Here is a 23,454-nt window from a genome sequence, read left to right as displayed (position 1 = left end):
TCTCCTGTTTGCGCTGCGGTGCATCCCGCAACGCCGACTGTTGATCAGAGTATCAACTCGAAGAGGGCTTTCCTGTTCCGGCAAACGCCGCCGCACGTATCGCTTGGGGCGAGCCGGGCAACAGGCCTGTTTTGACAAGAGTCGGTCGCGACAGCCAAAAAAAGGTAATAAAAACAGTCGTTTGTTATTGAAGCCGCTACATCGGCAGCTCAGGTCCCTGTCGCAATCCCGTTGCGACGACCGAGACCCTGAATTTCCCGGCGAGCGCCCGGTCGAATATGGCGCCGACGATGATGTCGGCATCAGCGTCGACCTCTTCGCGGATGCGGGTGGCGGCCTCGTCGACCTCGAACAGCGTCATGTCCGTGCCGCCCGAAATCGAGACAAGGACGCCCCTGGCACCGATCATGGACGCTTCATCGAGCAGCGGGTTTGCAATCGCCGCCTCCGCGGCGTTCTTGGCCCGCCCTTCACCGGTAGCTTCCCCGGTTCCCATCATTGCGCGGCCCATGTCGCGCATCACCGACTTCACATCGGCGAAGTCGAGATTGATCAGGCCCTCCTTGACGATGAGGTCGGTGATGCAGCCGACGCCCGAGTAAAGGACCCGATCCGCCATGGCAAAGGCGTCGGCGAACGTCGTCTTGGCGTCGGCGACCCTGAACAGGTTCTGGTTCGGGATGACGATTACCGTATCGGCGCACTCGCGAAGCCGCTCGATGCCTTCCTGGGCCGATTGCATCCGTCGCTTGCCCTCGAAGCTGAACGGTTTGGTGACGACCGCCACCGTCAGGATGCCGGCCGCGCGCGCGGCATTCGCGATGACGGGAGCCGCGCCGGTACCGGTTCCGCCTCCCATGCCCGCGGTCACAAAGCACATATGCGTTCCCGCAAGGTGATCCATGATTTCGTCGATCGATTCTTCAGCGGCTGCACGGCCGACTTCGGGCAGCGAACCAGCGCCCAGGCCCTCGGTGATACGGGCTCCCAATTGGATCAGCCTCGGTGCCTTGGACATGGTGAGCGCCTGCGCATCGGTATTGGCGACGATGAACTCGGCGCCCTGCAGGTTCTCGGCAATCATGTTGTTGATCGCGTTTCCGCCGCCGCCGCCAACACCGACGACCGTTATCTTCGGCCTCATTTCCGAGATTGCTGGCCTTGTCGCGGTGTTCATCGCCGTATCTCCTTGAAATGCACCTGGCGCTTGGATCGACGAAAAATCTTCCAGTCGGCGCGACATTCGAGCGCGCCAAAGTTCAAGAATCAGGTTCTATCGCTCCGGCAAATGGAATCAGAGCGTGGGCTTGGCCGCAAGACAAATGCGCCTATGGTCGTCGCTCACCCGCGGGCTCTGCCGTGCGCATGTGGCCTGCGGATCACTGTGCGGTCATATTGGCCGGATCCGGGGACACCCGGGCGAATTGCGAAGACAGGAGTGAAGGATGCGGCAGGCACTGATCGTTTGGGGCGGCTGGGAAGGCCACGAGCCGGAACTCGGCGCGCGCGCCGTCAAGGCGATGCTGGAGGAAGAGGGATTTGCCGTTCGCGTCGAGACCTCGATCGCGGCATTCGCCGATCCCGCAATCGCCGACCTCAGCCTGATCGTGCCAATCTACACCATGTCCAAGCTGAGCAAGGCCGAGGAGTCCAACCTCGTCAGCGCAATCGCGGGAGGCGTCGGTCTTGGCGGTTACCATGGCGGCATGGGCGATGCGTTCCGCGAATCGACCGATTACCAATTCATGTGCGGCGGCCAGTGGGTCGCCCATCCCGGCAACATCATCGACTACCAGGTCGACATCGTCCGCCGCGACGATCCGATCATGAGCGGCATCGACGATTTCCCCTACCGCTCCGAGCAGTACTACATGCATGTCGACCCGTCGAACGAGGTGCTGGCGACCACCACGTTCACGGGCGCGCACGCCCCTTGGATCGACGGCGTCGTCATGCCGGTGGTCTGGAAGCGCCGGCACGGCAAGGGCCGCGTGTTCTACTCGTCGCTGGGGCATGTGGCCAAGGAGTTCGAGGTGCCGCAGATGCGGACCATCCTGCGCCGTGGGCTGGCTTGGGCAGCGCGCTGAGACCCATGAGAGGCAGCGGGGCCGGTATGGTACGACCGGTCCCGCTTTCTTTGTCTTGCAGCCCCTGTGCCGCCGCAGGCGCGTCAGGTTGTTGACAGCCTCACGCTGCACGCAAAGGCTTCATCTTGCTGCAAATCGGACACCGCCGTCGTCGCGAAGGCGATCCACGCACAGGGCGCGAAGGACGAGCGCGGCGTCTGCATAGGTGATCGACCTTTCGCCGCCGGCGGGCAACATGCCGCCGACGGTGTCCAGGACATCGGCCTCGATGCGCCAAGGCAGGATGTCGGTGCAAGTCCGCATGCGGCCGAAGACCGAGCTGATCGGGATCAAATGGCCTTCGAACTCGACTTGCGGTTCGTCCGTGCCCGGAGTCCAGGCCTGGTAGGCTTCCAGAGCCTCGTCGAAGGCGCCATGCAACTGGATTGGGGCATGGCCCTCGTGCAGTGCGGGCAGCAGGCGTGTGGTCATCGGTCTCCTCCTCGATCGCGGCAGCAATGCCTGCCGTCCAACGCCCCCGCGCCCATGATGAGTTGATTGGTCTTCTACACCGGCCTGACGGTGGTGGGATCTGGAACGATCTCCGGAAATGTCTGCGTCATCGTCATCTCCTGATCATACGAACACGAATGGCGAAAAAGTCAGGCACTTGGATGGGCAGTATGACCTGCTCGGGAATAAATGTCTATAAAGTTTGTAGACATTCGTTAGACAGAGCTAAGATGAACGCCACCGCTTCGCTTGTCGAGGAGCCGGCGCGTGTCACTCCACGATGAACCGGCACGAGCCGGCCAACGTCTCGTCCGGCTCGAGCGCGACCAGTCCGCCGAGATCGGCTCGATGATGCGCGTCGACGCTGTGGGTCATCGGCTCGAAGCAGAACCAGTCATGGCGATAGAGCGCGTCGAAGGCTGCATGCGAAACGAAGATCATGCACCGCGAGAATTGCGCATCGGCCTCGATCCGCAGACGCGATCCGGTCTCCGGCCACATTATGGTCGCCGCGCCGTTCCAGCCTTCGAACTCGGTGTTCATCCAGGTCCCGGGCAGCCGGCGGCCGCCGGAAAAATCCATGCCGCCGCGCGCAGGATGGCTCTTCAGCGGCAGGAAAGCCGCGTCCTGCTCCCAGTAGCGCTCGGCGGTGAAGTCGACGATGGTGGCCGGCGTCATCGGCAGGAACGGATGCAGGCCGAGCCCGTAGGGCAGGCGCCGGCGCGCGCGGTTGGTCACCGAAAGGCTGACGGACAGCATGTTGTCGGAGAGGGCGAAACGCTGCTCGGCGCGGTAGGCGTAGGGTCCATCCTTGCCGGCATGATCGTAGGCGATGGTCAGCTCGTGATGGTCGTGAGCGATGGTCCGCCAATGGCCAAGCCAGGCGTCGCCGTGAATGTAGTGCGGGTCGCTCGCAGTGTTCGGTTGCAGACGATGGGTTCCTCCATCGAAGACAAAGGCGTTGCCGCGCAGCCGGTTGCCGAACGGGATCAGCGGAAAACACACATCCGCTTCCACCGCTCCACGGTGGAAAACGGGAACCGGACCGCTCGCCGCGTGGCGGTCGAAGCGATGGATCGCGCCGCCGGCAAGATCGACCGAAAGCGCCACCGTGTCATTGGAGATCTGCAGCATGCCCATTGTGGAGCCCGTTATAGATCGTATGAATGAAAGATTTACATAAGACCTAGCCTCTCATACAACAGCTTGCAACGGCGCTCTATCGGGAGAGGATCTGCGTGGAAACCATAGCTCCTTCAGATGCACTCGGCTGGATGCCATCGGTCGACCAGACCGGCGCCAGCGTGCACAACGCCGTGGTCAGCGTGCTCGGCAGCCGCATCCTGGGCGGAGAATACGCGCCGGGAGACGCCCTGCCGCGCGAAGAGGAACTGTGCGCCATGCTGGGCGTCAGCCGCACTTCGGTCCGGGAGGCGGTCAAGGTCCTGTCGGCGAAGGGCCTTGTCGAAGCGAGGCGCCGCGCCGGCGTACGTGTGCTGGCGCGCGACAATTGGCGGCTGCTCGATCCGGTCGTGCTCGGCTGGCACCCGTCCATCCAGGACGACGAAGAACTGGTTTCCGGCCTGCTCGAGGCGCGCAGGATCTTCGAGCCCGCCGCGGCGGAGCTCGCGGCCAGGCGCGCCACGGCGGCCGACCTCGCCGAAATCGAGCGCGCCGTGGTCGGCATGCGCGACAACATCCCGAATGATCTCAATGCAGTATGCCAAGCGGACCTGGCCTTCCACAAGGGCGTGATCGCCGCCAGCCACAATGTTGTGCTGAAGGGGCTGGTCGGCATGCTGGAGGCCGCCTTGCGCGCCACCTTCCTCGTCACCAATCCGCTGATGGAAGCGCAGTCGCGCGCGCTCTCGGCGCATGTCGCGGTGCTGGAAGCGATCCGCATCCGCGACACGGCCGGCGCCCGCGCCGCCATGAACCGACTGCTCGACATCGCCGCCGACGATCTTCACGCCAAGGGCTAAGATTTCCGCCTTGACGCCATTTTAGATCATATGATAACTCAATTTCATATGATCTAAGTGTCGCCTGGGAGGAGTAGCGCTTGAGAATCGTGGCGATCACCACGCGCGTCGTGAACGCGGACATGCGCAACTGGGTGTTCGTGCGCATCGAGACCGACCAGCCCGGCCTCTACGGCTGGGGCGAGGCGACGCTGGAGTGGAAGACCCAGGCCGTGGTCGGCGCCGTCAACGACCTGGCGCCGCTTCTGATCGGGCGCGATCCGCGCGACATCGAGCAGGCGGTGCGCATCCTCAAGAAGCATTCGTTCTGGCGGCTCGGCGTGATCGGCATGTCGGCCGTCTCCGGCATCGAGCTGGCGCTGTGGGATATTTTCGGCAAGTGGCTTGGCCAGCCGGTCTGGCGGCTGCTCGGCGGCAAGGTGCGCGACCGGGTCAAGGTCTACACCCATCTCGGCCTCGGCGACATGCGCGCCGTGTACGAGACGCTCGACGCCGAGCCGCTGGTGAAGCGCGCCTCCGAAGTGGTGGCCAAGGGCTATCGCGCGCTGAAGGCCGTCTTCATCCCCTACAGCCACTACCACGCGCCGCTCACCGAGGTCGAAAAGGTCGGCCGGCTGATGGAGGCGCTGCGTAAGACGGTCGGTCCCGAGGTCGAGATCATGGTCGATTTCCACGGCCGCCCCGCCTCGACCTCGACCGCGCTCGCGTATATCGACGTGCTTGCGCCCTACCGGCCGATGTTCATCGAGGAGCCGCTGCCGCCCGGCGAGACCGGCGCACTGACGCAGCTCGCCGCCAAGTCGCGCGTGCCGATCGCCACCGGCGAGCGGCTCATCGACCGTGCCGAATTCGACGATCTGTTCCGGGCAAGGGCGGTCGACATCGTGCAGCCAGACATCTGCCATTGCGGCGGCCTGCTCGAGGCGAAGAAGATCGCGGCGATGGCCGAGGCGGTGTCGGTCGGCGTGGCGCCGCACAATCCGCTCGGCCCGATCGCCGGTGCGGCGGCGCTGCATTTTGCCGTCTCCACCCCCAACCATCTGATCCAGGAAGAGATGGTCGGCGCGGTGCCCTGGTATTTCGAGGTGGTGAAAGGGCCGATCCGCATGGTCGATGGCTGCTGGCAGGTCCCGGAAGCGCCGGGGCTCGGCATCGAAGTCGACGAGGCGGTCGCTGCCCGGCATCCCTACAAGCCTGAGGTGATGCACACCACCAATGCCGTGCTCTCCGACGGCACCATCGTGGACTGGTGACCATGGCCGGGCGTCTCAAAGACAAGGTGGTGATCATCACCGGCGCCGGGCGTGGCATCGGCGAGGCGACGGCGCGCGCCATGGCCGCCGAGGGGGCGGTGATCGTCGTCGCGGAAAAGGACGCGGCGACCGGAAAGAGCGTCGCAGCGTCGCTTGCCGACAACGGCGTGAAGGCGCTGTTCGTTGAAACCGATGTCGCGGACGCCGGCTCCTGCGAAGCGATGGCCAAGCAGGTTCTCGACGCCTTCGGCCGCATCGACGTGCTGGTCGCCAATGCCGGCATCAACGTGTTCCACGAGCCGCTGGAAACCACCGAAGTGGAATGGCGGCGCTGCTTTGCCGTCGATCTCGACGGCGTCTGGTATTCGGCGCGCGCGGTGCTGCCGGCGATGCGCGACCAGAAACAGGGTTCGATCGTCGCGATCGCTTCCTGTCATTCCTTCGCGATCATCCCGTCGACCTTTCCCTATCCGGTCGCCAAGCACGGGCTGCTCGGCCTGGTGCGGTCGCTCGGCATCCAATACGCGGCCGAAGGCATCCGCGTGAACGCGATTGCACCGGGCTACATCGAGACGCAGATCGCGGTCGACTACTGGAACACGTTCCCAGACCCGCAGGCCGAGCGCCAGCGCACCTACGATTTGCATCCGCCGCGCCGCATCGGCCGGCCGGAGGAGGTGGCCATGACCGCCGTCTTCCTCGGCTCCGACGAGGCGCCGTTCATCAACGCGGCCTGCATCGTCATCGATGGCGGTCGCTCGGTTCTCTACCACGAATGAGGTTTCGCGCCGGCGGCCGGTCGCCGGGAACGTCTTCAAGCAAAATGGGATCCCGCCGGCCGGGATCCAGAGGGAGGAAACCATGAAACCAATGATCAAGGCATGCCTTGCGGTGGCCGCGACCGCAGCCGTCGCTCTGACGGTCCACGGCGCGGGCGCGCAGGACAAGATGAAATTCGGCTACATCAACAAGATGGGCGATCACCCGTGGTTCGTCCGCGAGGTGCAGGGCGCCAAGGACAAGGCCAAAGAGCTCGGCGTCGATCTCCTGGTGCAGGATGTCCAGTTCGACGCAAACCTCGCCGTCACCACCTTCGACACCTATGTCGGCGACGGTGTGAAAGGCATTGCCGTGGTGGTGCCCGACCGCTCGCTCGGCCCGGTCGTCGCCGACAAGGCCAAGGCCGCCAAGATCGGCCTGATCGCGGTGGACGACGACATCGCCTTCGCCGACGGCAGCCCGGTCGCCTATGTCGGCATGAACGCGCTCAACATCGGCAAGCAGGTCGGCGGTGAGATCGCCCGCATCGTCAAGGCCGAGGGCTGGGACAAGGACCTTTCCAAGGTGCGCGTCGGCTCGATCGAGGACCAGAAGGCCGATACCTGCATGCGCCGCAACAAGGGCGCCGAGGAAGCGCTCGTCGCGGCGATCCCGGAGATCAAGTCGCGCATCCTGTCGATCCCCTACGACAACACCATGGTCAATTCGATCGATGTGGTGTCGACGACGCTGACGGCCAATCCCGACGCCGAGAAGTGGATATTCTACTCCTGCAACGATGACGGCGTGCTCGGCGGCGTGCGCGCCACCGAGAACGCCGGCATGAAGCCGGAGAACGTCATCGGCATCGGCATCGACGGCTCGCGCTCCTGCGAGGCCTTTGGCTCCGGCAAGCCCACCGGCTTCCGCGGCACGATGTGGCTGGACAGCGCCAAGCATGGCGCCGCGGCGATCCAGGCGCTCTACGACCAAGCCACTGGCAAGGAAATGCAGAAGGACTATTTCCAGGACGCGACGCTGATCAGCGGCGAGAACTTCGCCAAGTTCAAGGACACGCTCGGTTGCAAGTCCTAGGCTTCCTTTTGGCCTCATTGTCGGCCTCGGGGCGCGCGGCCTCACAAGGAGCCGCGCGCCGATGACCGTGCCCGTCGTTTCCGTCGAGGGCGTCAGCAAGCGCTTCGGCGCGGTGCAGGCGCTGCGCGACGTCTCCGTTGCCTTCCATGCCGGCGAGATCACCGCTTTGATCGGCGAGAACGGCGCCGGCAAGTCCACGCTGATGCGCGTGCTGGAGGGCGAGCATCGCCCGGACAGCGGTCGCGTTCTGGTCGATGGTCAGCCGGTCCAGCTCAACTCGCCACGCGCAGCACACGGCTCGGGCATCCGGGTCATCCACCAGGAGCCGGAGATCATCCCGGAGCTGACGGTGGCGGAAAACATATTCATCGGCGACATCAAGGCGCGGGGCGGGATTTTTCTCGACCGCGCGGATCTGGAGCGGCGCAGCCTCGAGCTGCTCAACACCTTCGGCGTGGTCGACGTGCTGTCACCCGGGCAACGCTGCCATGGCCTGAGCCCGGCGCTCAGGCAGCTGATCGAGATCATGCGCGCGCTGCGCCCAGGGGCGCGGCTGCTCGCCTTCGACGAGCCGACCTCGTCGCTCACGGAGGATGAGGCGCAGCGGCTGTTCCGGGTCATCCGGCGGCTGAAGGCCGATGGCGTCGCGGTGATCTACATCTCGCACCGGTTGCGCGAGATCATCGAGCTTGCCGACCGTTGCGTGGTGATGCGCGACGGCAGCCGCGTCGCTGACGAGCCGATTGCAGCGCTCGACGAGCAGCGCATGGTGCGGCTGATGGTGGGCAGGCCGGTGAGCGACCTGTTCAACCGCAAGGAGCGCACGCTCGGACCGGTGCGGCTGGCGCTCGAGGATGTCACGACACGGCGTGTCCAGGGGATCAGCTTCGAGGTGAGGGCGGGCGAGATCGTCGGGCTGGGCGGGCTGGTCGGCGCCGGGCGCACGGAGGTCGCGCGCGCCATCGTCGGCCTCGACCCGCTGCTGTCGGGGCAAATGGCGGCCGGCGGCAAGCCCTACCGGCCGCGCGAGCCTTCGGATGCCGTGGCCACCGGTATCGGGCTGGTGCCGGAAGACCGGAAGCAGGAAGCGCTGCTTCTGATGCAGGCGGTGCGCGACAATGTCAGCCTCGTGGTGCCCGACAAGGTGTCGCGCTACGGCTTCTTCAGCCGCCGCCGCGAGCGCGCGCTGGTCGCCCATCACGTCGCCGAGCTCAGGGTCAAGACGCCGTCGATCGAACAGGCAGTGGGAAAACTTTCCGGCGGCAACCAGCAGAAGGTCGTGTTCGCCCGCTGGCAGGCGCGCGGGCCGGCGGTGCTCATCCTCGACGAGCCGACGCGCGGCATCGATGTCGGCGCCAAGGCGGAGATATACAGGCTGATCGAAAGCCTGGCCGACCGGGGTCTCGCCATCCTGCTCATCTCCTCCGAAATGCCGGAGCTGCTCGGCCTCGCCGACCGCGTGCTGGTCATGCAGGGCGGACGCATCAGCGGCGAGCTGCCTTGGCAGGTGGCGAGCGAGGAAGCGGTGCTGGCGCTGGCCATGCGCTCGGGGAAAGAGACAATCGAAAGGAGGGTATCGTGACCGATACCGCGACGACCGGCCGCGAGCGCGCGCCGGCAACCCTGCTTGGCCGCATCGGCGCGCAGAACATCAGCCTGCTGATCGCGCTGGTGGTGCTGCTGGCGATTTTTGGCGCGCTGAGGCCGGACGTCTTCTTCACCCCGCGCAACCTGATCAACATCGGCCTTGCGGTCACCCTCCTCGGCATCCTCGCCATGGCGCAGACCGTCGTCATCGTCTCCGGCGGGCTCGACATATCGGTCGGATCGATCGTCGGCCTGAGCACCATGGTGCTTGCCGTCGCCGCGCAGGAAACCGGTTCCATACCGATCAGCATTCTGGCCGGCCTACTTGCCGGCCTGCTGGCGGGCGCGATCAACGGGTTGATCATCGTCTACGGCCCGGTCAACGCGGTGATCGCCACGCTCGGAACGATGTCGGCCTTCCGCGGCCTCGCCTATCTGATGAACAACGGCAACTCGATCCCGATCACCGGCGACAGTCTGCGGGCGCTGGGCATCGGCACGCTCTTCGGCCTGCCCTTCGCCATCTGGCTGCTGATCGCGGCGATGGCGGCGTTCATCGTCTTCACCCGCGAGACGGTCGTCGGCCGCAACATCTACGCGCTCGGCGGCAATCCGACGGTGGCGCGGCTGGCCGGGATCCCGATCCGCCGCTACCAGATCTCCATCTATGCGATGAGCGGGTTCGCGGCGGCAGTGGCCGGCCTGGTGCTTGCCAGCCGCACCATGTCCGGCCAGCCTGCCTCCGGCAGCCAGGGGCTGGAGCTGGAAGCGATCACCGCCGCGATCCTCGGCGGCTGCGCGCTGCAGGGCGGCAAGGGCACGATCGTCGGCGCCATGCTGGGCGTGCTGATCATCGGCGTGCTCAACAACGGCATGATCCTGACCAGCGTGCCGACCTTCTATCAGCTGCTCGCCAAGGGCGCGCTGCTGATCCTGGCGGTCATCGTCCAGGAACGCCAGCGGGCGCGGACCGGAGAGTGAGCTGACCAGAGCAATTCACCGTTTCACGGAAACGGCGGCCTGCTCTAACTCTTTGTTTTGACGCAATTCCGGACGGAAGGCTACGGCGAAGTCGCCGAGCCCAACCGTTTCACACTTTTCCTGGAATTGCTCTAGACGCTCTCCAGATAGGTCTCGATCTCGAAGTCGCTGACATTGAGCGCGAAGGTGTTCAATTCCTGGCGCTTGCAGGCGACGAAGGACTGGCGCAGCGTGGCCGGGAAGATCTCGGCGACGAGCGGCCCGCTTTCGAAGCTGGCGATGGCCGAGGCCCAGTCCGGCGGCAGCTTCGCCAGCGTGAGTCCTTGTCCCTCGCCGCCGGTCGGCTCGCCGGGCGACAGTTCCTTTTCGATCCCGACGAGCGCCGCGCCAAGGATAGCGGCCAGCACCAGGTAGGGATTGGCGTCGGCGCCGGACACGCGGTGCTCGATGCGGCGCGCCGCGGCGGGGCCGCCGGGAATGCGGATCGCCACCATGCGGTTCTCGTAGCCCCACGCCACCGCGGTCGGCGCGTAGGAGCGCGGGCGCAGCCGGCGGTAGGAATTGAAATGCGGCGCGAACACCAGCGTGCTCTCGGCCATCGCCGCGAGCAGGCCGCCCACCGCGTGGCGCATGGTGTCGGAGCCCTGGTCGCTGCCGTCGTCGAAAATGTTGCGGCCGTCGCGATCGATGACGCTGAAATGGACGTGGAACCCGTTGCCGGCGCGCTCGCCATAAGGCTTGGCCATGAAGCAAGCGGCAAAGCCGTGCTTGCGGGCGATGCCCTTGACGGTGCGCTTGAAGAGCACGGCGTCGTCGGCGGCGCGCAAGGCATCCGGCACATGGTTGAGGTTGATCTCGAACTGGCCGACGCCGTTCTCGGCGATCGCGGTGTCGACGGGGATGCCCTGCATGCGGCAGGCCTCGTAGACGTCATGGATGAAGGCCTCGAAATCGTCGATCTCGTCGATCGAGAGCGCGGCATCGGAATCGAGGCGCCGGCCGGTGATCGGCGAGACAGGCCCTACGGGCCGCTGCGATGTCGGGTCGACGAGGTAGAATTCGAGCTCGGTCGCGGTGACCGGCGTCAGGCCGAGCGCGGCGTAGCGGTCGAGGATGCGGGCGAGCGCGCGGCGCGGGTCGCCGAGATAGGGCGCGCCGTTTTCATCGGCGAGCCACAGCGGCAGAAGCGCCGTCGGATGCGCCGTCCAGTTGACGGGCAGGATGCCGCGCCCGGTCCACTGGCAAAGGCCATCGGCGTCGCCGGTCGAGAAGACCTGCGCATTGCCTTCGATATCCTCGCCCCAGATGTCGAGCCCGATCAGCGAGTAGGGCATGCGCAGCTTGCCTTCGAGCGCCTTGCGCGCCTGCTCGACGGGAATGCGCTTCCCGCGCATGATGCCGTTGAGATCGCATACCGCGGCCCTCAGGCTCTGGATGTCCTCCCTGCTTTCCAGCCAGTTCAAAACGTCCGCAATTGCATCGCTCAATTTCCAACCCCTTGGTTCTTTCTGTAGCCATCGCGGCTACGATATCCATTTTTCAGCTTGTGAGTTCATGAAGGTCGCCATGGATGCTTCCAGGCAATTTTCCTTCATTTTTTCAATTTACTAGCTGGATATCGGGGGGCATTTCAGGTCCATATTGTGCGATCTGCGATCGCAACATAGCTGGATGACGCAGGAAAGCCAAGCCGGGATTTGGCGAGGCCTTCGATGCGCGCTCGAATGGCCCTGCGGTCTGCCTAGTGGCGCAGTTCCGGAAACTTCACCTGGCCGAGGATGTGTGTCGCCCCCTCGTCGATGTCGCGTACGATGGCCGCGCGGGCCCGTTCGCCGTCGCCGGCCTCGATCGCCGCGACGACTTCCTCGTGATAGTCGATGCCGAGAATGCCGGCGAGGCCGTCCTCGAAGCCGATCGCCAGGTTCCTGAGAAACGGGCCGACCTGCATCCACACCGTCTCGATCAGGAAGATCATCTGCTCGTTGCCGCAGTGGCGGTAGATCGAGAATTTGAAGTCGTGGTTCTTTCGCAGATAGTCGTCGATGTCACCGCTGCGGGCGGCTTGGGTGAGCTCGGTGCAATGGCGGCGGATGGCGCGCAGGTTGTTGCCGTTGATGCGGTTGGTGGCGAGCCCGGTGGCCGTACCTTCCAGGATCGTGCGCACGGCGGTCAGTTGCTGGAAGCGCTCGGCGGAGATCAGCGGCACCTCGACGCTGCCGTTCGGCATCGGGCTCAGCGCCCGCAGCGCCTGCAGCCGGGTGAAGGCGCTGCGCACCGGCATGTCGCTGGTGCCGAGCTCCTTGGCGAGCTTGCGCGAGGTCAGCTTCTGGCCGGGCTGCAGCTGGCCCGACATCAGTGCGCGCACGAGCTCCAGATAGACTTTCTCATGCAACGGAACGGTATCGACAGCGGTCAGCCCGAATTGCGATTTGTCGGCCATTGGCGATGCGTTGCTTCACTCGTCCTGAAAACTGCCCAGTCGCTCTGTCGGCGGGCCGGATGCGTTACGGGCTTTCGAACCACGATAGACGGTTAAAGCGCGCCGCCGCAAGTGCGGGCGGCGGCCATCCGTCCCGCTGCCGTCGATGCCCTCATCTGACGCCAATGCCGGCCAGCAGGCCGCCGTCGATCCTGTAGTCGGCGCCGGTGCAGAAGCTTGCCTTGGACGAGCACAGGAAGGCGATGAGTTCGGCCACTTCCTCCGGCTCGCCGATGCGGCCGAGCGGGTGCGCCTCGCCGAAGCGCTTGAAGGCGGCCTCGATGTCGGCGTTCGGGTCGTCGCCGCGCGCGGCCCTCTCGAGGATCGGCGTGCGGACCGACCCCGGGCTGACCGAATTCACGCGGATGCCCTGGCGGGCATAGTCGAGCGCCAGCGAGCGCGTCAGCGTGTGGATGGCGCCCTTGGTGGTGGCATAGGCGGCGACGTTCTGCTGGCAGGCAGTGCCTTGCACCGAGGCGACGTTGACGATGGCGCCGCCGCCGCGCTTGATCATCTCGGGGATGCCGTAGTGGGCGGTGAGGTAGATGGAACCGACATTGACGGACATCGCCCGGTTCCAGGTCTCGAAATCGGTGCCGGTGGCGGTGCCGTAGGGATGGACGGCTGCGGAGTTGACGATGACGTCCAGCCCGCCGAAGCGGCCGACACCGTCGGCGATCGCCTGGGCGACCTGGTCCGGCACGGACACATCGACAGTCGCCACCAGCGCGGCGGCGCCGTTGCGGTCGAATTCGGCCTGCATCGCCGCATTGGCGTGCTCGTCGATGCCGAGCGCGATGATCGCCGCCCCGCCCGCCGCCAGGCGCCTGGCGCTTGCCAGGCCGATCCCGGTCGTCCCCGTCACCAGGGCGACCTTGCCGTCGAAATCCTTCATTGCCAAACTCCGTGATTGTCCGCCGGGATTTTCTGGCGCGCGGCGCCGTTGCCGATCCTCATAATGCGCTGGATGACGGGCGACAAGAACGCGCGTCCCGTCGACTTTGGCTGCCCGATTTGACTCGCCGTCAAGGCCGACAATAAGGTCCGCCGGAATCAGGAAAGAGGCACTCATGGAACAATGCTGGCGCTGGTACGGGCCGGACGATCCGGTCACGCTCGACCATATCAAGCAGGCCGGAGCGACCGGCATCGTGACGGCCTTGCACAACATCTATGACGGCAGCGCCTGGCCGCTCGATGCCATCCTCGAGCGCAAGCGCATCGTCGAGGCGGCCGGGCTCACCTGGTCGGTGGTGGAAAGCATTCCCGTCCACAACTCGATCAAGATCGGTTCTGCGGAGCGGCAGCGCTATGCCGGCTGGTACAAGGACACGATTAGGGCGCTGGCCAAGGCCGGCATCTCCACCATCTGCTACAATTTCATGCCGGTGGTCGACTGGACCCGCACCGATCTCATGTACCGGCTGGCGACCACCGGCTACGCGTTGCGTTTCGATGCGATCGACTTCGCCGCCTATGACGTCTTCGTGCTTAAGCGCAAGAATGCCGAGGCGAGCTACAGCCCGGCGCGTCTCGAGGAAGCGGAAGCGCGGCTGAAATCGCTCAGCGACGAGCAGATCGAAAAGGTCGAGCGCAACCTGATCGCCGGCCTGCCGGCCACCGAGCGCAAGTACAATCGCGAGACGATGCGCGAGGCGCTCGCCGATTACGACGCGATCGGCCCGGCTGAACTGCGCGCCAACCTGGCCTGGTTCCTGAAGGAGATCATCCCGGTCGCCGAGGAGGTCGGGGCGCGCATGTGCATCCACCCGGACGATCCGCCCTTCTCGCTGTTCGGGCTGCCGCGGGTCGTCTCCACCGCCGCCGACGCGCGCTTCATCCTGGAGACGGTCGACAGCCCGGCCAACGGCCTGACCTTCTGCACCGGCTCCTACGGCGTGCGCGCCGACAACGATCTTGTCGCGATGATCGGGGAATTCGCGCCAAGGATCCATTTTGCGCATCTGCGCAACGTGACGCGCGAGGCGGACGGCTCCTTCTACGAGGCCGAGCATCTGGAGGGCTCGACCGACATGGCGGCGGTCATCCTGGCGCTGATGAAGGAGGGGGCGCGGCGGCGCAAGGAAGGCCGGTCCGACTGGCGCATCCCGATGCGTCCGGATCATGGCCACCTGCTTGCCGACGACATCGGCAAGACCAGGATCAACCCCGGCTATTCGCTGATCGGGCGGCTCAAGGGCCTTGCCGAATTGCGCGGCATCATGCGGGCGGTGGAGCGGTTCGAACTGGCCTGAGGCTGCTCCCCCGAACCCTTCAGCGAGGCGGGCCTTGAACCCTGCCGATCCGGCTGGCCCCTCCGTTCATCTGGAGGGAACGCTTTCCAGTTGCCGCCGCGCCTCGTGGGTCCTGGCGACGAAATTGCGCCAGCCGCCATAGGCGGAGATGTCCGTCGCAGCCAGCAGGCCGGCGGTTTCGGCCAGGAATCCTTTCGCCGATGTGCCGTCGTTGAGCTCGATGGTGCCGATGCCGAGCGGCGGCGGAATGGCGGCGACGAAACGGCCGAAGGCATCGGCGCAAAGCCGCCAGACCTCGACCTCGATCGCGGCGCCGCCGCTGCCGACCCGGATGAGCCCCGGTTTGGGTGTGGTCTGGCCGGCAAGCTCATAGAGCTTGTAAGAAGAGCTGGTCCGCGCCGCCCTGCAGAAGCGCGCGCCGGCCTCCTTCAGCTGGCCGTTGAGCGGCATTCCCGAAAGATGCGCGCCAACCACCACCAACTCGATCGTGCCGTCCTCGGCCGATGCGCCGACAGGCTGTGCGCTCGACTGCCGCCAACCGGTCGCGCCGAGGGCGAGGCCGCTCGCCGAGTGGAGGTCGCGCGCGACGGATGCCGCAAGGCCGTCTCGTCCGGCAGTCGCCAGCAGGGTCACGCTCATCGGCAGACCGTCGTCGCGCGTGCCGGTGGGCACGGCGATGCCGCACATGTCGAGCAGATTGACGAAATTGGTGTAGGTGCCGAGCCGGCTGTTGGTGGCGATCGGATCGGCAAGCACGGCATCGACGGTGTAGTGGGTCGGCGCGGTCGGCACGCAGAACAGGTCTACGGAGGCGATCACCGGGGCGAGCCGGGCCTTGTAGGCCTGCAAGGCATAGAAGCCGCGGAAGGCGTCGGCCGCCGACAGGTTTCGGGCGCCGCCGATGATCTTGCGCGTCACCGGATGGAGCGCTGCTTCATTCACCTCGAAGAAATCGCGGATCGCTGCATAGCGCTCCGTCACCCAGGCGCCTTCGTAGAGCAGATCGGCGGTGGCGTAGAAGTCGCCGAACGGGATCTCGACAAGCCGGCAACCGAGCCGCGACAGCATGGCAAGCGAGGCCTCGAAGCCGGCCTGCATCGCCGTATCGCCGAAGAATTTCAGGTCGGCTTTTACCGGGATGCCGACGTTCAGCACCGGGGCGTGCGCCACGAGCGGGTGGACGGCGACGTCACGCGAATACGGATCGGTTGCGTCGCGCGCGGCGGCGATGGAGAATACCGCGTAGGCGTCGTCGACGGTCAGCGCGAAGACCGACACGCAGTCGAGCGTCCGGCAGGCCGGCACGACGCCGGCCGTCGACAGTGCGCCGACGGTCGGCTTCAGTCCGACGATGCTGTTGAGGCCGGCCGGAATGCGGCCCGAGCCGGCGGTATCGGTGCCGAGTGCGAAGGAGACGATGCCGCGCGCCGTCGCCACCGCCGAGCCGGAGGAGGAGCCGCCCGGCACCAGCTTCAGATCGATCGCATTCCTCGGGATCGGCCATGGCGTGCGCACGCCGACGAGGCCGGTGGCGAACTGGTCGAGATTGGTCTTGCCCACGACCAGGGCGCCCGCAGCCTTGAGCCTCGCCACCACGGTTGCGTCGCTTGCGGGCGTGTAGGCAAATTCGGCGCAGGCGGCCGTGGTCGGCATGCCGGCGACATCGATATTGTCCTTGACGGCGAAGGGGATGCCCCAGAGCGGCATGGCCACGGGGTCGAACGGGCAGAGCGCTTCGGCCTCAGCCAGCATCTCGGCTCTCGTCGCAAGGTGGATGAAGATGCCGGGGTCGGCGGCCGCCGCGATGCGGGCCAGCACCGTATCGATCACCTCGGCGATGCCGATGCCGGCTTGGTAGGCCGCGTGCAGGCTGCCGATATCGAAATGGATGTCGCTCATCTCGTCTCCCCCAGAATGATCACCGGCAGGTCCCACTGGATCAGGACGACGCAACCGTCCTTCGTCCACACCGAATGCTCGGTGCCGACCGGATTGAGGATCACGCTGCCCGCCGGATAGTCGCCGTTCTCGTCGCTCTGGGTGCCTTCCAGCACGACGATGGTTTCCAGCCCGACATGACGGTGGCGTGGCACGCCGGCGCCCGGCTGGTATTTGAGGACCGCGACCGACGGCTCGACCGGCCCGCCCTTGAGCAGCCAGTGCACGCCGATGCCGTCGCGGAAAGGCTCGAACGCCAGATCGCGCCAGCCGCCGTCAAGCAGGCCGGCAAAACTGAGATTAGGCATTCGCAATCCCCTCGAGCACCTGATCGGTCGTCGCCGTCCAGCCGATGATCGCGCCTTGCGCCCTGATCATGGCGAGCGCGGCCGCCTTGAACTCGGGAAAATAGCTTTCCGTCGCATCCTCCGCGACCAGGCATTCATAGCCGCGGTCGTTGGCCTCGCGCATCGTCGTCTGCACGCAAACCTCGGTGGTGACGCCGGCAAAGACCAGTTGGCGGGCGCCTAGCCGCTTCAGGTCGTCGCCGAGGCCGGTCGCGTAGAAGGCGCCCTTGCCGGGCTTCTCGATGACGATCTCGCCGGGCAATGGCGCGAGTTCGTCGAGGATCGCCGTGCCGGGCTCGCCGGCGATCAGCACGCGTCCCATCGGTCCGACATCGCCGATGCGGATCGTCGGCTTGCCGCGGTCGCGCTTGGCGGGCGGCAGGTCCGACAAGTCGGGCCTGTGGCACTCCATGGTGTGAATCACCGGCAGGCCGGCGGCGCGAAAGCCCTCGATCAGCTTCTTCACGGTCGGCACGATCGCCACCACCCGGCCGACGTCATTGCCGAGGCTGGCGCCGAAGCCGCCCGACTCGGCGAAGTCGCGCTGCATGTCGATGACGATGAGCGCCGTCGTCTCGGGCCTGAAGGCAAAGGCGAAAGGCTGCGCCGCGATTTCCGCCATCAGTGATGCCCCGCCATGTGCTCGCCGATCGTCTGCACGCTCGCCTGCGCGATCGGCGTCTCGTAGACGAGCGCGCCGTCGGACATGACGAGGATGCGGTCGGAAAGCTCCAGCAACTCGTCGAGGTCCTCCGACATCAGCAGCACCGCGGCGCCCGCGTTGCGTGCCTTCATGATGCGGGCGCGGATCTCGGCGACGGCGGAGAAGTCGAGCCCGAAGCAGGGGTTGGAGACGATCAGCAGATCGACCTCGCCCGTCAGTTCGCGGGCGAGCACCGCGCGCTGCACGTTGCCGCCCGACAGCGAGGCGATCGGCGAGGAGAGCGATGCGGTCTTGACCTTGAACTGCTCGACCAGGCGGGCGCTGAAGGATTTGATGGCGCCAGCGCTGATCCAGCTCACCGGCCTGCCGCTGCCGTCGACGTCGAAGGTGCGGAAGGCGATGTTCTCGGCGACCGTCATCCTTGGCGCGCAGGCATTCTTCAGCGGTTCCTCCGGGATCAGGCGCACATTGAGCGCGCGCGCCTCGGCGCGCGTCGCCGCATAGGCCGTTCCTCGAACCATGACTTCGCCCTGGTCGCGGGCACGCTGGCCCGCCAGCACCTCCAGGAACTCCTTCTGGCCGTTGCCGGAGATGCCGGCGATGCCGACGATCTCGCCGGAGCGCACGCCGAGGTCGGCGATGTCGATCGATTTGAGACCGGTGCGGTCCAGTGCTTTCAGCGCTTTCACCTTGAGCACAATCTCGGCGTCCGCCCTGGGCTCGAGACGGCTGTCGAGTGCAGCGATCGGCTGGTCGCCGATCATCATCGCCGCCATCTCCCTGTGGGAAAGGTCTGACACTTTGCCGGTCCCGGTGAGCCTGCCCTTGCGCAGCACTGTGATGTCGTCGGCGAATGCAGTGACCTCGTGGAATTTGTGGGAGATCATCAGCACGGTGAGATCGCCGGCCTTCGTCATGCCGCGCACCAGGCCAAGCACTTCCTGCGCCTCGCCCGGGGTGAGCACGGATGTCGGCTCGTCCAGCACCAGGAAATTGCGGCCGAGGTAAAGCTGCTTGATGATCTCCAGCTTCTGTTTCTCGCCGGCGGCAAGCTCGGCCACCTTGACGTCGAGCGGCAGTTTGAACGGCATGCGCTCCATGAAGGCGGCGAGCGCGCCGCGCTCCTTGCGCCAGTCAATGACGCCGGGCACCTTTTCTCGCGAGATGACCAGGTTCTCGGCGCCGGTCAGCGAAGGCACCAGCGTGAAATGCTGGTAGACCATGCCGAGGCCCAGCGCCGAAGCATCCCTGGGGCTGGCGATCGCGACCTCCCGGCCGTCGACCAGCATGTCGCCCGACGTCGGGCGGTAGAAACCCATCATGCATTTGACCAGCGTCGACTTGCCGGCGCCGTTCTCGCCGAGCAGAGCATGGAAGGAACCTGCCGGCACCTTGATCGAGACGTCGTCGAGTGCAGTGAAGGCGCCGAAACGCATGGTCATGCCGATGGTCTCGACGCCGATCGCCTTTCTGTGAGTTCCGCTCATCGCCGGTTCCTCACGGCAGCTGGGCGACGAGCGCGGCGGAATTCGACACCGCGCCGAACACACCGCCCTGCATCTTGATCATCTTGATCGCCGCCAGATGGTTGCCGTGGTCGGTGGCTCCGCAGCAATCCTCCAGCATCACGCATTCGAAGCCGCGATCGTTGGCCTCGCGCATGGTGGTGTGAACGCAGACGTCGGTGGTGATGCCGGTAAGCACGATGTTGGCGATGCCGCGCTGGTTGAGGATCAGCTCGAGATCGGTTGCGCAGAACGAGCCCTTGCCCGGCTTGTCGATGATCGGCTCGCCCTCGGCCGGATAGAGGTCGGGGATGATGTCCCAGCCCGGCTCGCCGCGCACCAGGATGCGTCCGCAAGGACCGGGGTCGCCGATGCCGGCATTGATGCGGCGCGAGCGCCAGCGCTTGTTGGCGGGCAGGTCGGCGAGGTCGGGACGATGGCCCTCGCGCGTGTGGATGATGGTGTAGCCCTTGGCCCGCATCGCCGAGAGCACCGCCTTGATCGGCTCGATCGGCGCCCTGACCAGCGACAGGTCATAGCCCATGTGGTCGACATAGCCGCCCGGCCCGCAGAAATCGGTCTGCATGTCGATGATGATCAACGCCGTGTTGTCCGGCCTCAGGTCGCCATTGTAGGGCCAGGGATAGGGATCGGCGTCGATGTAGCGCTGGGTGATCTCGGCTCTGGCGTTCATGGCAAAAACTCCGGTCTCGCGAGCGGTTCCTGGGATGCGGTCACTTGGTGATCGACAGTTCGCCGGGCGCGCCGGCGAGTGTGCGGCTCGGTGACGAGGTGGCGATCATGATGACAAGGGTGAGGATGTAGGGCGCGGCGTAGAACAGGTAGTAGCCTTGCGTGACGCCCACCGACTGCAGCGCCGGCCCGAGGGCGCCGGCGCCGCCGAACAGCAGCGCGGCGGCAAAGCAGCCGAGCGGGTTCCAGCGCGCGAAGATGACCAGCGCCACCGCCATCAGCCCCTGGCCCGACGAGATGCGCTCGGTCCAGCTGCCGGGATAGTAGAGCGACAGATAGGCGCCGCCGATGCCGGCCAGCGCGCCGCCGGCGCCGGTGGCCAGCAGGCGCACCGTGTTCGGGTTGAGGCCCATGGCGCGCGCGGCATCGGCGCTGTCGCCGACGACACGCACGATCAGGCCGACACGGGTGTTGCGGAAGGCCCACCAGAGGAAGACGGCAAGCGCCGCGCCGATCAGGAACAGCACGTTGACGTTGAGCGCCGCCTGCACCTGCGGAATGCTCGACCAGGCGCCGAACGGGATCGCCGGCAGGTCGGGCGCCGAGGGCTGGATGAAAGGCTTGCCGAAGAAGAAGGCTAGCCCGGAGCCGAACAGCATCAGGGCGATGCCGATGGCGATGTCGTTGACCTTCGGGAACTTGCAGATCCAGCCGTGGAAGAGGCCGAAGCAGAGGCCGGCGAAGGCAGCGGCCAAAAGGCCGAGCCAGGGCGAACCGGTCACTACCGCCACTGCGTAGGCGCTCATGGCGCCGAACACCAGCGTGCCTTCGAGGCCGAGATTGATGCGGCCGGAACGCTCGGTGATGGCTTCGCCCAGTGAGACGAAGATGAAGGGCGTGGACACGCGGATGGCGCCGCCCAGCATGGCGAGCGGCACGCCCCACAGCCCGATGTCGGTCGTCTCCATCAGGTGCTCCTCTGCCACAGGTCGGGGTTGAAGAGCTTGAAGCGGCCGTAGAAGGTCTCGCTGAACAGGATGACGATGAAGAGCATGCCCTGCAGCACCAGCACGGTCGCGTCGGGCAGGTCCATGCGGCGCTGGATCAGGCCGCCGGAGGCGTCGATGCCGCCAAGCAGGATGGCGACCGGGATGATGGCGAGCGGATTGTGGCGGGCAAGGAAGGCGACGAGGATGCCGGTGTAGCCGTAGCCGGCGGCAAGCGAGCCATTCGCGCTGCCTTGCACGGCTGCGACCTCCAGCATGCCGGCAAGGCCGGCGAAGCCGCCGGCAAGCGCGGTGAAGCCGACGATCAGCGGCCCGACCGCAAGCCCCTGCACCTGCGCTGCCCTGACATTGCCGCCGGCGATGCGGGCGGCAAAGCCCCAGCGGGTCTTCTCGATCAGCAGCCAGGATAGCACGCAGGCGAGGATGCCGACGCCGAGCCCCCAATGCACCTCCATGCCCGGAATGTTGCCGATGCGGTAGATGTCGGCGAGCGGCTGGGTCGACGGCTTGTTGAGCGAGGCCGGATCGCGCAGCGGTCCTTCCACCAGGTGGTTCATCAGGGCGATGGCAATATAGGCCATCAGCAGGCTGGAGATGGTCTCGTTGACGGCGCGGTAATGGCGAAGCGCACCGACGGCACCAATCCAGATGCCGCCGGCGACCACACCCCCCACGCCCATGAGGAGGATGACGAGAAAAGACGGCGCGCCGTTCAGCGCCACGCCGATGGCGGCGGCCGCGACGCCGCCGAGCACGATCGCGCCCTCGCCGCCGATGACGACCAGCCCGAGGCGCGCCGGCAGCGCCACGCAGAGCGCCGCGAGCAAGAGCGGCGCGCCGCGCGACAGCGAGTTCTGGATCGAGAACCAGGAGCCGAAGCCGCCTCGCCACATCGTCTCGTAGAGCTGGAGCGGCGACTTGCCGACCAGCGCGACGAACACGCTGAACAGCACCATGCCGACGACCAGCGCCGCCAGCGGGATGACGAAGGCCTCCGCCCGCCTGGCAATCCATTCGAGCGCCGCCCGATATCCCCTGGCGCCGAGAAGGGCCGGCACGCCGGCGCTGCTCACGGTGTCCGTCATCGTCCCGTCTCCACTCGTCGTTGTTCCATGCGTGTCGCCCAAAACCGCTGCGCACTTTTGGGCGACACGCCGCCGGCTCAGGCGGTCGAGCCGACGACGCCCTCGACGAGATAGTTTATGCTTTCGAGCTCGATGGCGGTCTCGACGAAAGCCTGGCCTTCGGTGGCGACGACGACGCCCTTGTTGCTCTTCAGCGGACCCTTGATGACGGAGAAGCCGCCCTTCATCATTTCGGCCAGCGTGCCGTCGAACTGCTTGCGGGCCGCTTCGCTGACGGCTGGGCCGAGCGGGCTCATCTTGACGAAGCCGTCGGCCAGGCCGCCGCGGGTGAAATTGGGCAGCGGGGTGCCGGCGATGAGGTCGTCGACGAACATCTTGTAGACCTTGGCCCAGTTCCACTCCACTCCGGTCAGGTATTTCTCCGGCGCAAGCGGGCTCTGGTTGGCGTGATAGCCGCAGACGAAGGCGCCGCGGCCGGCGGCCGTCTCGACCACCACCTTGGGACTGTCGACATGGCAGGTGATGACGTCGGCGCCCTGGTCGACCAGCGCGTTGGTGGCCTCGGCCTCCTTGACCGCCAGCGACCATTCGCCGGTGAAGATCACCTGGCAGGTGATCGTCGGATCGACCGAGCGGGCGCCGAGCAGGAAGGAATTGATGTTGAGGAGGACCTGCGGGATCGGCTTGGCGGCGACGAAGCCGAGCTTCTTCGACTTGGAGGTGTGACCGGCGACGACGCCGTTGAGGTACTGGCCCATGCCGATATAGCCGAAATAGGAACCGGCGTTCATCGGGTGCTTGTCCTTGTTCCACATGCCGCCGCAATGGCGGAACTGCACGTCGGGGAACTTCGCGCACATGGCGAGCATATGCGGATCGAAATAGCCGAAGGAGGTCGGGAAGATCAGCGAGGCGCCGTCGAGGTTGATCATCGATTCCATGGTCTTCTGGACGTCGACCGTCTCGGGAACGTTCTCCTCCTCGACAACGGAAATGCCCTCGATGCTCTTCAGCGTGGCGGCGCCTTCGGCATGCGCCTGGTTGTAGCCGTAGTCGTCCTTGGGGCCGACATAGATGAAACCGACAGTCGCCGAGGCGGCGAACGCCCTGCGGATTGGAAAGGCCGCCGAGGCCAGACCGAGCGCCGCTCCGGCGGCAGAGGTCCTGAGCAGATCGCGGCGGCTAAGCATGAATCTCTCGGTCATATCGAATGCTCCCCTTTTTGGACCCCATCTCCGGGTCGGT

22 protein-coding genes are annotated in these 23,454 nt (G+C 66.0%); 8 read left to right on the top strand and 14 right to left on the bottom strand.

Annotated features, from left to right (window positions below; genetic code table 11):
• Nucleotides 1-196: 196 nt before the first annotated feature.
• Entirely contained in the window at nt 197-1,177 is a 981-nt protein-coding gene (gene ftsZ / locus EN846_RS09675; RefSeq protein WP_127283183.1) for a cell division protein FtsZ, read from the bottom strand.
• A 268-nt stretch (nt 1,178-1,445) separates the two neighbouring features.
• On the opposite strand from ftsZ, the gene EN846_RS09670 reads away from it, so the two are divergent.
• Nucleotides 1,446-2,087, top strand: a complete 642-nt coding sequence (locus EN846_RS09670) for a ThuA domain-containing protein (protein WP_127392044.1) — start codon at nt 1,446-1,448, stop codon at nt 2,085-2,087.
• 120 nt (nt 2,088-2,207) lie between these two features.
• Here EN846_RS09670 and EN846_RS09665 read toward each other — a convergent pair whose 3' ends face one another.
• Nucleotides 2,208-2,558, bottom strand: coding sequence for a hypothetical protein (locus tag EN846_RS09665; RefSeq protein WP_127311161.1), 351 nt, complete (start codon nt 2,556-2,558; stop codon nt 2,208-2,210).
• Between the two features lie 291 nt (nt 2,559-2,849).
• Nucleotides 2,850-3,719 carry an aldose 1-epimerase gene (locus EN846_RS09660; protein ID WP_127392045.1) on the bottom strand — a complete coding sequence of 290 codons (870 nt, stop codon included), beginning with the start codon at nt 3,717-3,719 and terminating at the stop codon, nt 2,850-2,852.
• Between the two features lie 98 nt (nt 3,720-3,817).
• On the opposite strand from EN846_RS09660, the gene EN846_RS09655 reads away from it, so the two are divergent.
• The 6 genes from EN846_RS09655 to EN846_RS09630 all read left to right on the top strand — a co-directional run bounded on the left by EN846_RS09655 (nt 3,818) and on the right by EN846_RS09630 (nt 10,236).
• Complete coding sequence (locus EN846_RS09655; RefSeq protein ID WP_127283179.1) at nt 3,818-4,561, top strand: FadR/GntR family transcriptional regulator; 744 nt, start codon at nt 3,818-3,820, stop codon at nt 4,559-4,561.
• Between the two features lie 89 nt (nt 4,562-4,650).
• Nucleotides 4,651-5,814, top strand: a complete 1,164-nt coding sequence (gene dgoD / locus EN846_RS09650; protein WP_245493395.1) for a galactonate dehydratase — start codon at nt 4,651-4,653, stop codon at nt 5,812-5,814.
• 2 nt (nt 5,815-5,816) lie between these two features.
• Nucleotides 5,817-6,593, top strand: coding sequence for an SDR family oxidoreductase (locus EN846_RS09645; RefSeq protein WP_135858333.1), 777 nt, complete (start codon nt 5,817-5,819; stop codon nt 6,591-6,593).
• An 82-nt stretch (nt 6,594-6,675) separates the two neighbouring features.
• Nucleotides 6,676-7,668 carry a substrate-binding domain-containing protein gene (locus tag EN846_RS09640; RefSeq protein ID WP_245478385.1) on the top strand — a complete coding sequence of 331 codons (993 nt, stop codon included), beginning with the start codon at nt 6,676-6,678 and terminating at the stop codon, nt 7,666-7,668.
• A 61-nt stretch (nt 7,669-7,729) separates the two neighbouring features.
• A complete protein-coding gene (locus EN846_RS09635) occupies nt 7,730-9,250 on the top strand; it encodes a sugar ABC transporter ATP-binding protein (RefSeq protein WP_135913833.1) in 1,521 nt (506 codons plus the stop codon).
• On the top strand, nt 9,247-10,236 hold the full coding sequence (locus EN846_RS09630; protein WP_245493525.1) for an ABC transporter permease: 990 nt from the start codon (nt 9,247-9,249) through the stop codon (nt 10,234-10,236). Before EN846_RS09635 ends, EN846_RS09630 begins: the two co-directional genes overlap by 4 nt.
• A 131-nt stretch (nt 10,237-10,367) precedes the next feature.
• On the opposite strand, the gene EN846_RS09625 is transcribed toward EN846_RS09630, so the two are convergent.
• The 3 genes from EN846_RS09625 to EN846_RS09615 form a co-directional block, all read right to left on the bottom strand.
• A complete protein-coding gene (locus EN846_RS09625; protein ID WP_127286170.1) occupies nt 10,368-11,723 on the bottom strand; it encodes a glutamine synthetase family protein in 1,356 nt (451 codons plus the stop codon).
• Nucleotides 11,724-11,977: 254 nt separating this feature from the next.
• Nucleotides 11,978-12,676 (bottom strand): GntR family transcriptional regulator, encoded by a 699-nt coding sequence (locus EN846_RS09620; RefSeq protein ID WP_127286171.1) that lies wholly within the window; start codon nt 12,674-12,676, stop codon nt 11,978-11,980.
• Nucleotides 12,677-12,827: 151 nt separating this feature from the next.
• The gene (locus EN846_RS09615) at nt 12,828-13,610 is read right to left on the bottom strand and encodes an SDR family oxidoreductase (protein ID WP_127392734.1); all 783 of its coding nucleotides are present in this window, start codon (nt 13,608-13,610) and stop codon (nt 12,828-12,830) included.
• Nucleotides 13,611-13,785: 175 nt separating this feature from the next.
• On the opposite strand from EN846_RS09615, the gene uxuA reads away from it, so the two are divergent.
• On the top strand, nt 13,786-14,970 hold the full coding sequence (gene uxuA, locus EN846_RS09610; RefSeq protein WP_127392735.1) for a mannonate dehydratase: 1,185 nt from the start codon (nt 13,786-13,788) through the stop codon (nt 14,968-14,970).
• A gap of 66 nt (nt 14,971-15,036) precedes the next feature.
• Here the strand turns inward: uxuA and atzF are convergent, their stop codons facing one another.
• The 8 genes from atzF to EN846_RS09570 form a co-directional block, all read right to left on the bottom strand.
• Nucleotides 15,037-16,869: an allophanate hydrolase gene (atzF, locus tag EN846_RS09605; protein WP_127392736.1), complete on the bottom strand. Its 1,833-nt coding sequence runs from the start codon at nt 16,867-16,869 to the stop codon at nt 15,037-15,039.
• On the bottom strand, nt 16,866-17,216 hold the full coding sequence (locus EN846_RS09600) for a cupin domain-containing protein (protein WP_127311056.1): 351 nt from the start codon (nt 17,214-17,216) through the stop codon (nt 16,866-16,868). Before EN846_RS09600 ends, atzF begins: the two co-directional genes overlap by 4 nt.
• Complete coding sequence (locus tag EN846_RS09595; RefSeq protein ID WP_127392737.1) at nt 17,209-17,877, bottom strand: isochorismatase family cysteine hydrolase; 669 nt, start codon at nt 17,875-17,877, stop codon at nt 17,209-17,211. Before EN846_RS09595 ends, EN846_RS09600 begins: the two co-directional genes overlap by 8 nt.
• Nucleotides 17,877-19,406 (bottom strand): ABC transporter ATP-binding protein, encoded by a 1,530-nt coding sequence (locus tag EN846_RS09590; protein WP_128347026.1) that lies wholly within the window; start codon nt 19,404-19,406, stop codon nt 17,877-17,879. Before EN846_RS09590 ends, EN846_RS09595 begins: the two co-directional genes overlap by 1 nt.
• Before the next feature lie 10 nt (nt 19,407-19,416).
• Nucleotides 19,417-20,118, bottom strand: coding sequence for an isochorismatase family cysteine hydrolase (locus tag EN846_RS09585; RefSeq protein WP_127285559.1), 702 nt, complete (start codon nt 20,116-20,118; stop codon nt 19,417-19,419).
• Between the two features lie 40 nt (nt 20,119-20,158).
• Entirely contained in the window at nt 20,159-21,085 is a 927-nt protein-coding gene (locus EN846_RS09580) for an ABC transporter permease (protein WP_128275141.1), read from the bottom strand.
• Nucleotides 21,085-22,209: an ABC transporter permease gene (locus EN846_RS09575; protein WP_127310459.1), complete on the bottom strand. Its 1,125-nt coding sequence runs from the start codon at nt 22,207-22,209 to the stop codon at nt 21,085-21,087. The genes EN846_RS09580 and EN846_RS09575 overlap by 1 nt, the downstream gene beginning before the upstream one ends.
• Nucleotides 22,210-22,286: 77 nt before the next feature.
• Nucleotides 22,287-23,414 (bottom strand): BMP family ABC transporter substrate-binding protein, encoded by a 1,128-nt coding sequence (locus tag EN846_RS09570; protein WP_127393703.1) that lies wholly within the window; start codon nt 23,412-23,414, stop codon nt 22,287-22,289.
• Nucleotides 23,415-23,454: the final 40 nt, after the last annotated feature.

The organism is Mesorhizobium sp. M4B.F.Ca.ET.203.01.1.1 (assembly GCF_004791025.1).
In the GTDB taxonomy this organism is placed as follows: domain Bacteria; phylum Pseudomonadota; class Alphaproteobacteria; order Rhizobiales; family Rhizobiaceae; genus Mesorhizobium; species Mesorhizobium abyssinicae.
The sequence above is the reverse complement of the archived record's forward strand: the minus strand, read 5'-3'. Positions and strand labels throughout refer to the sequence as shown.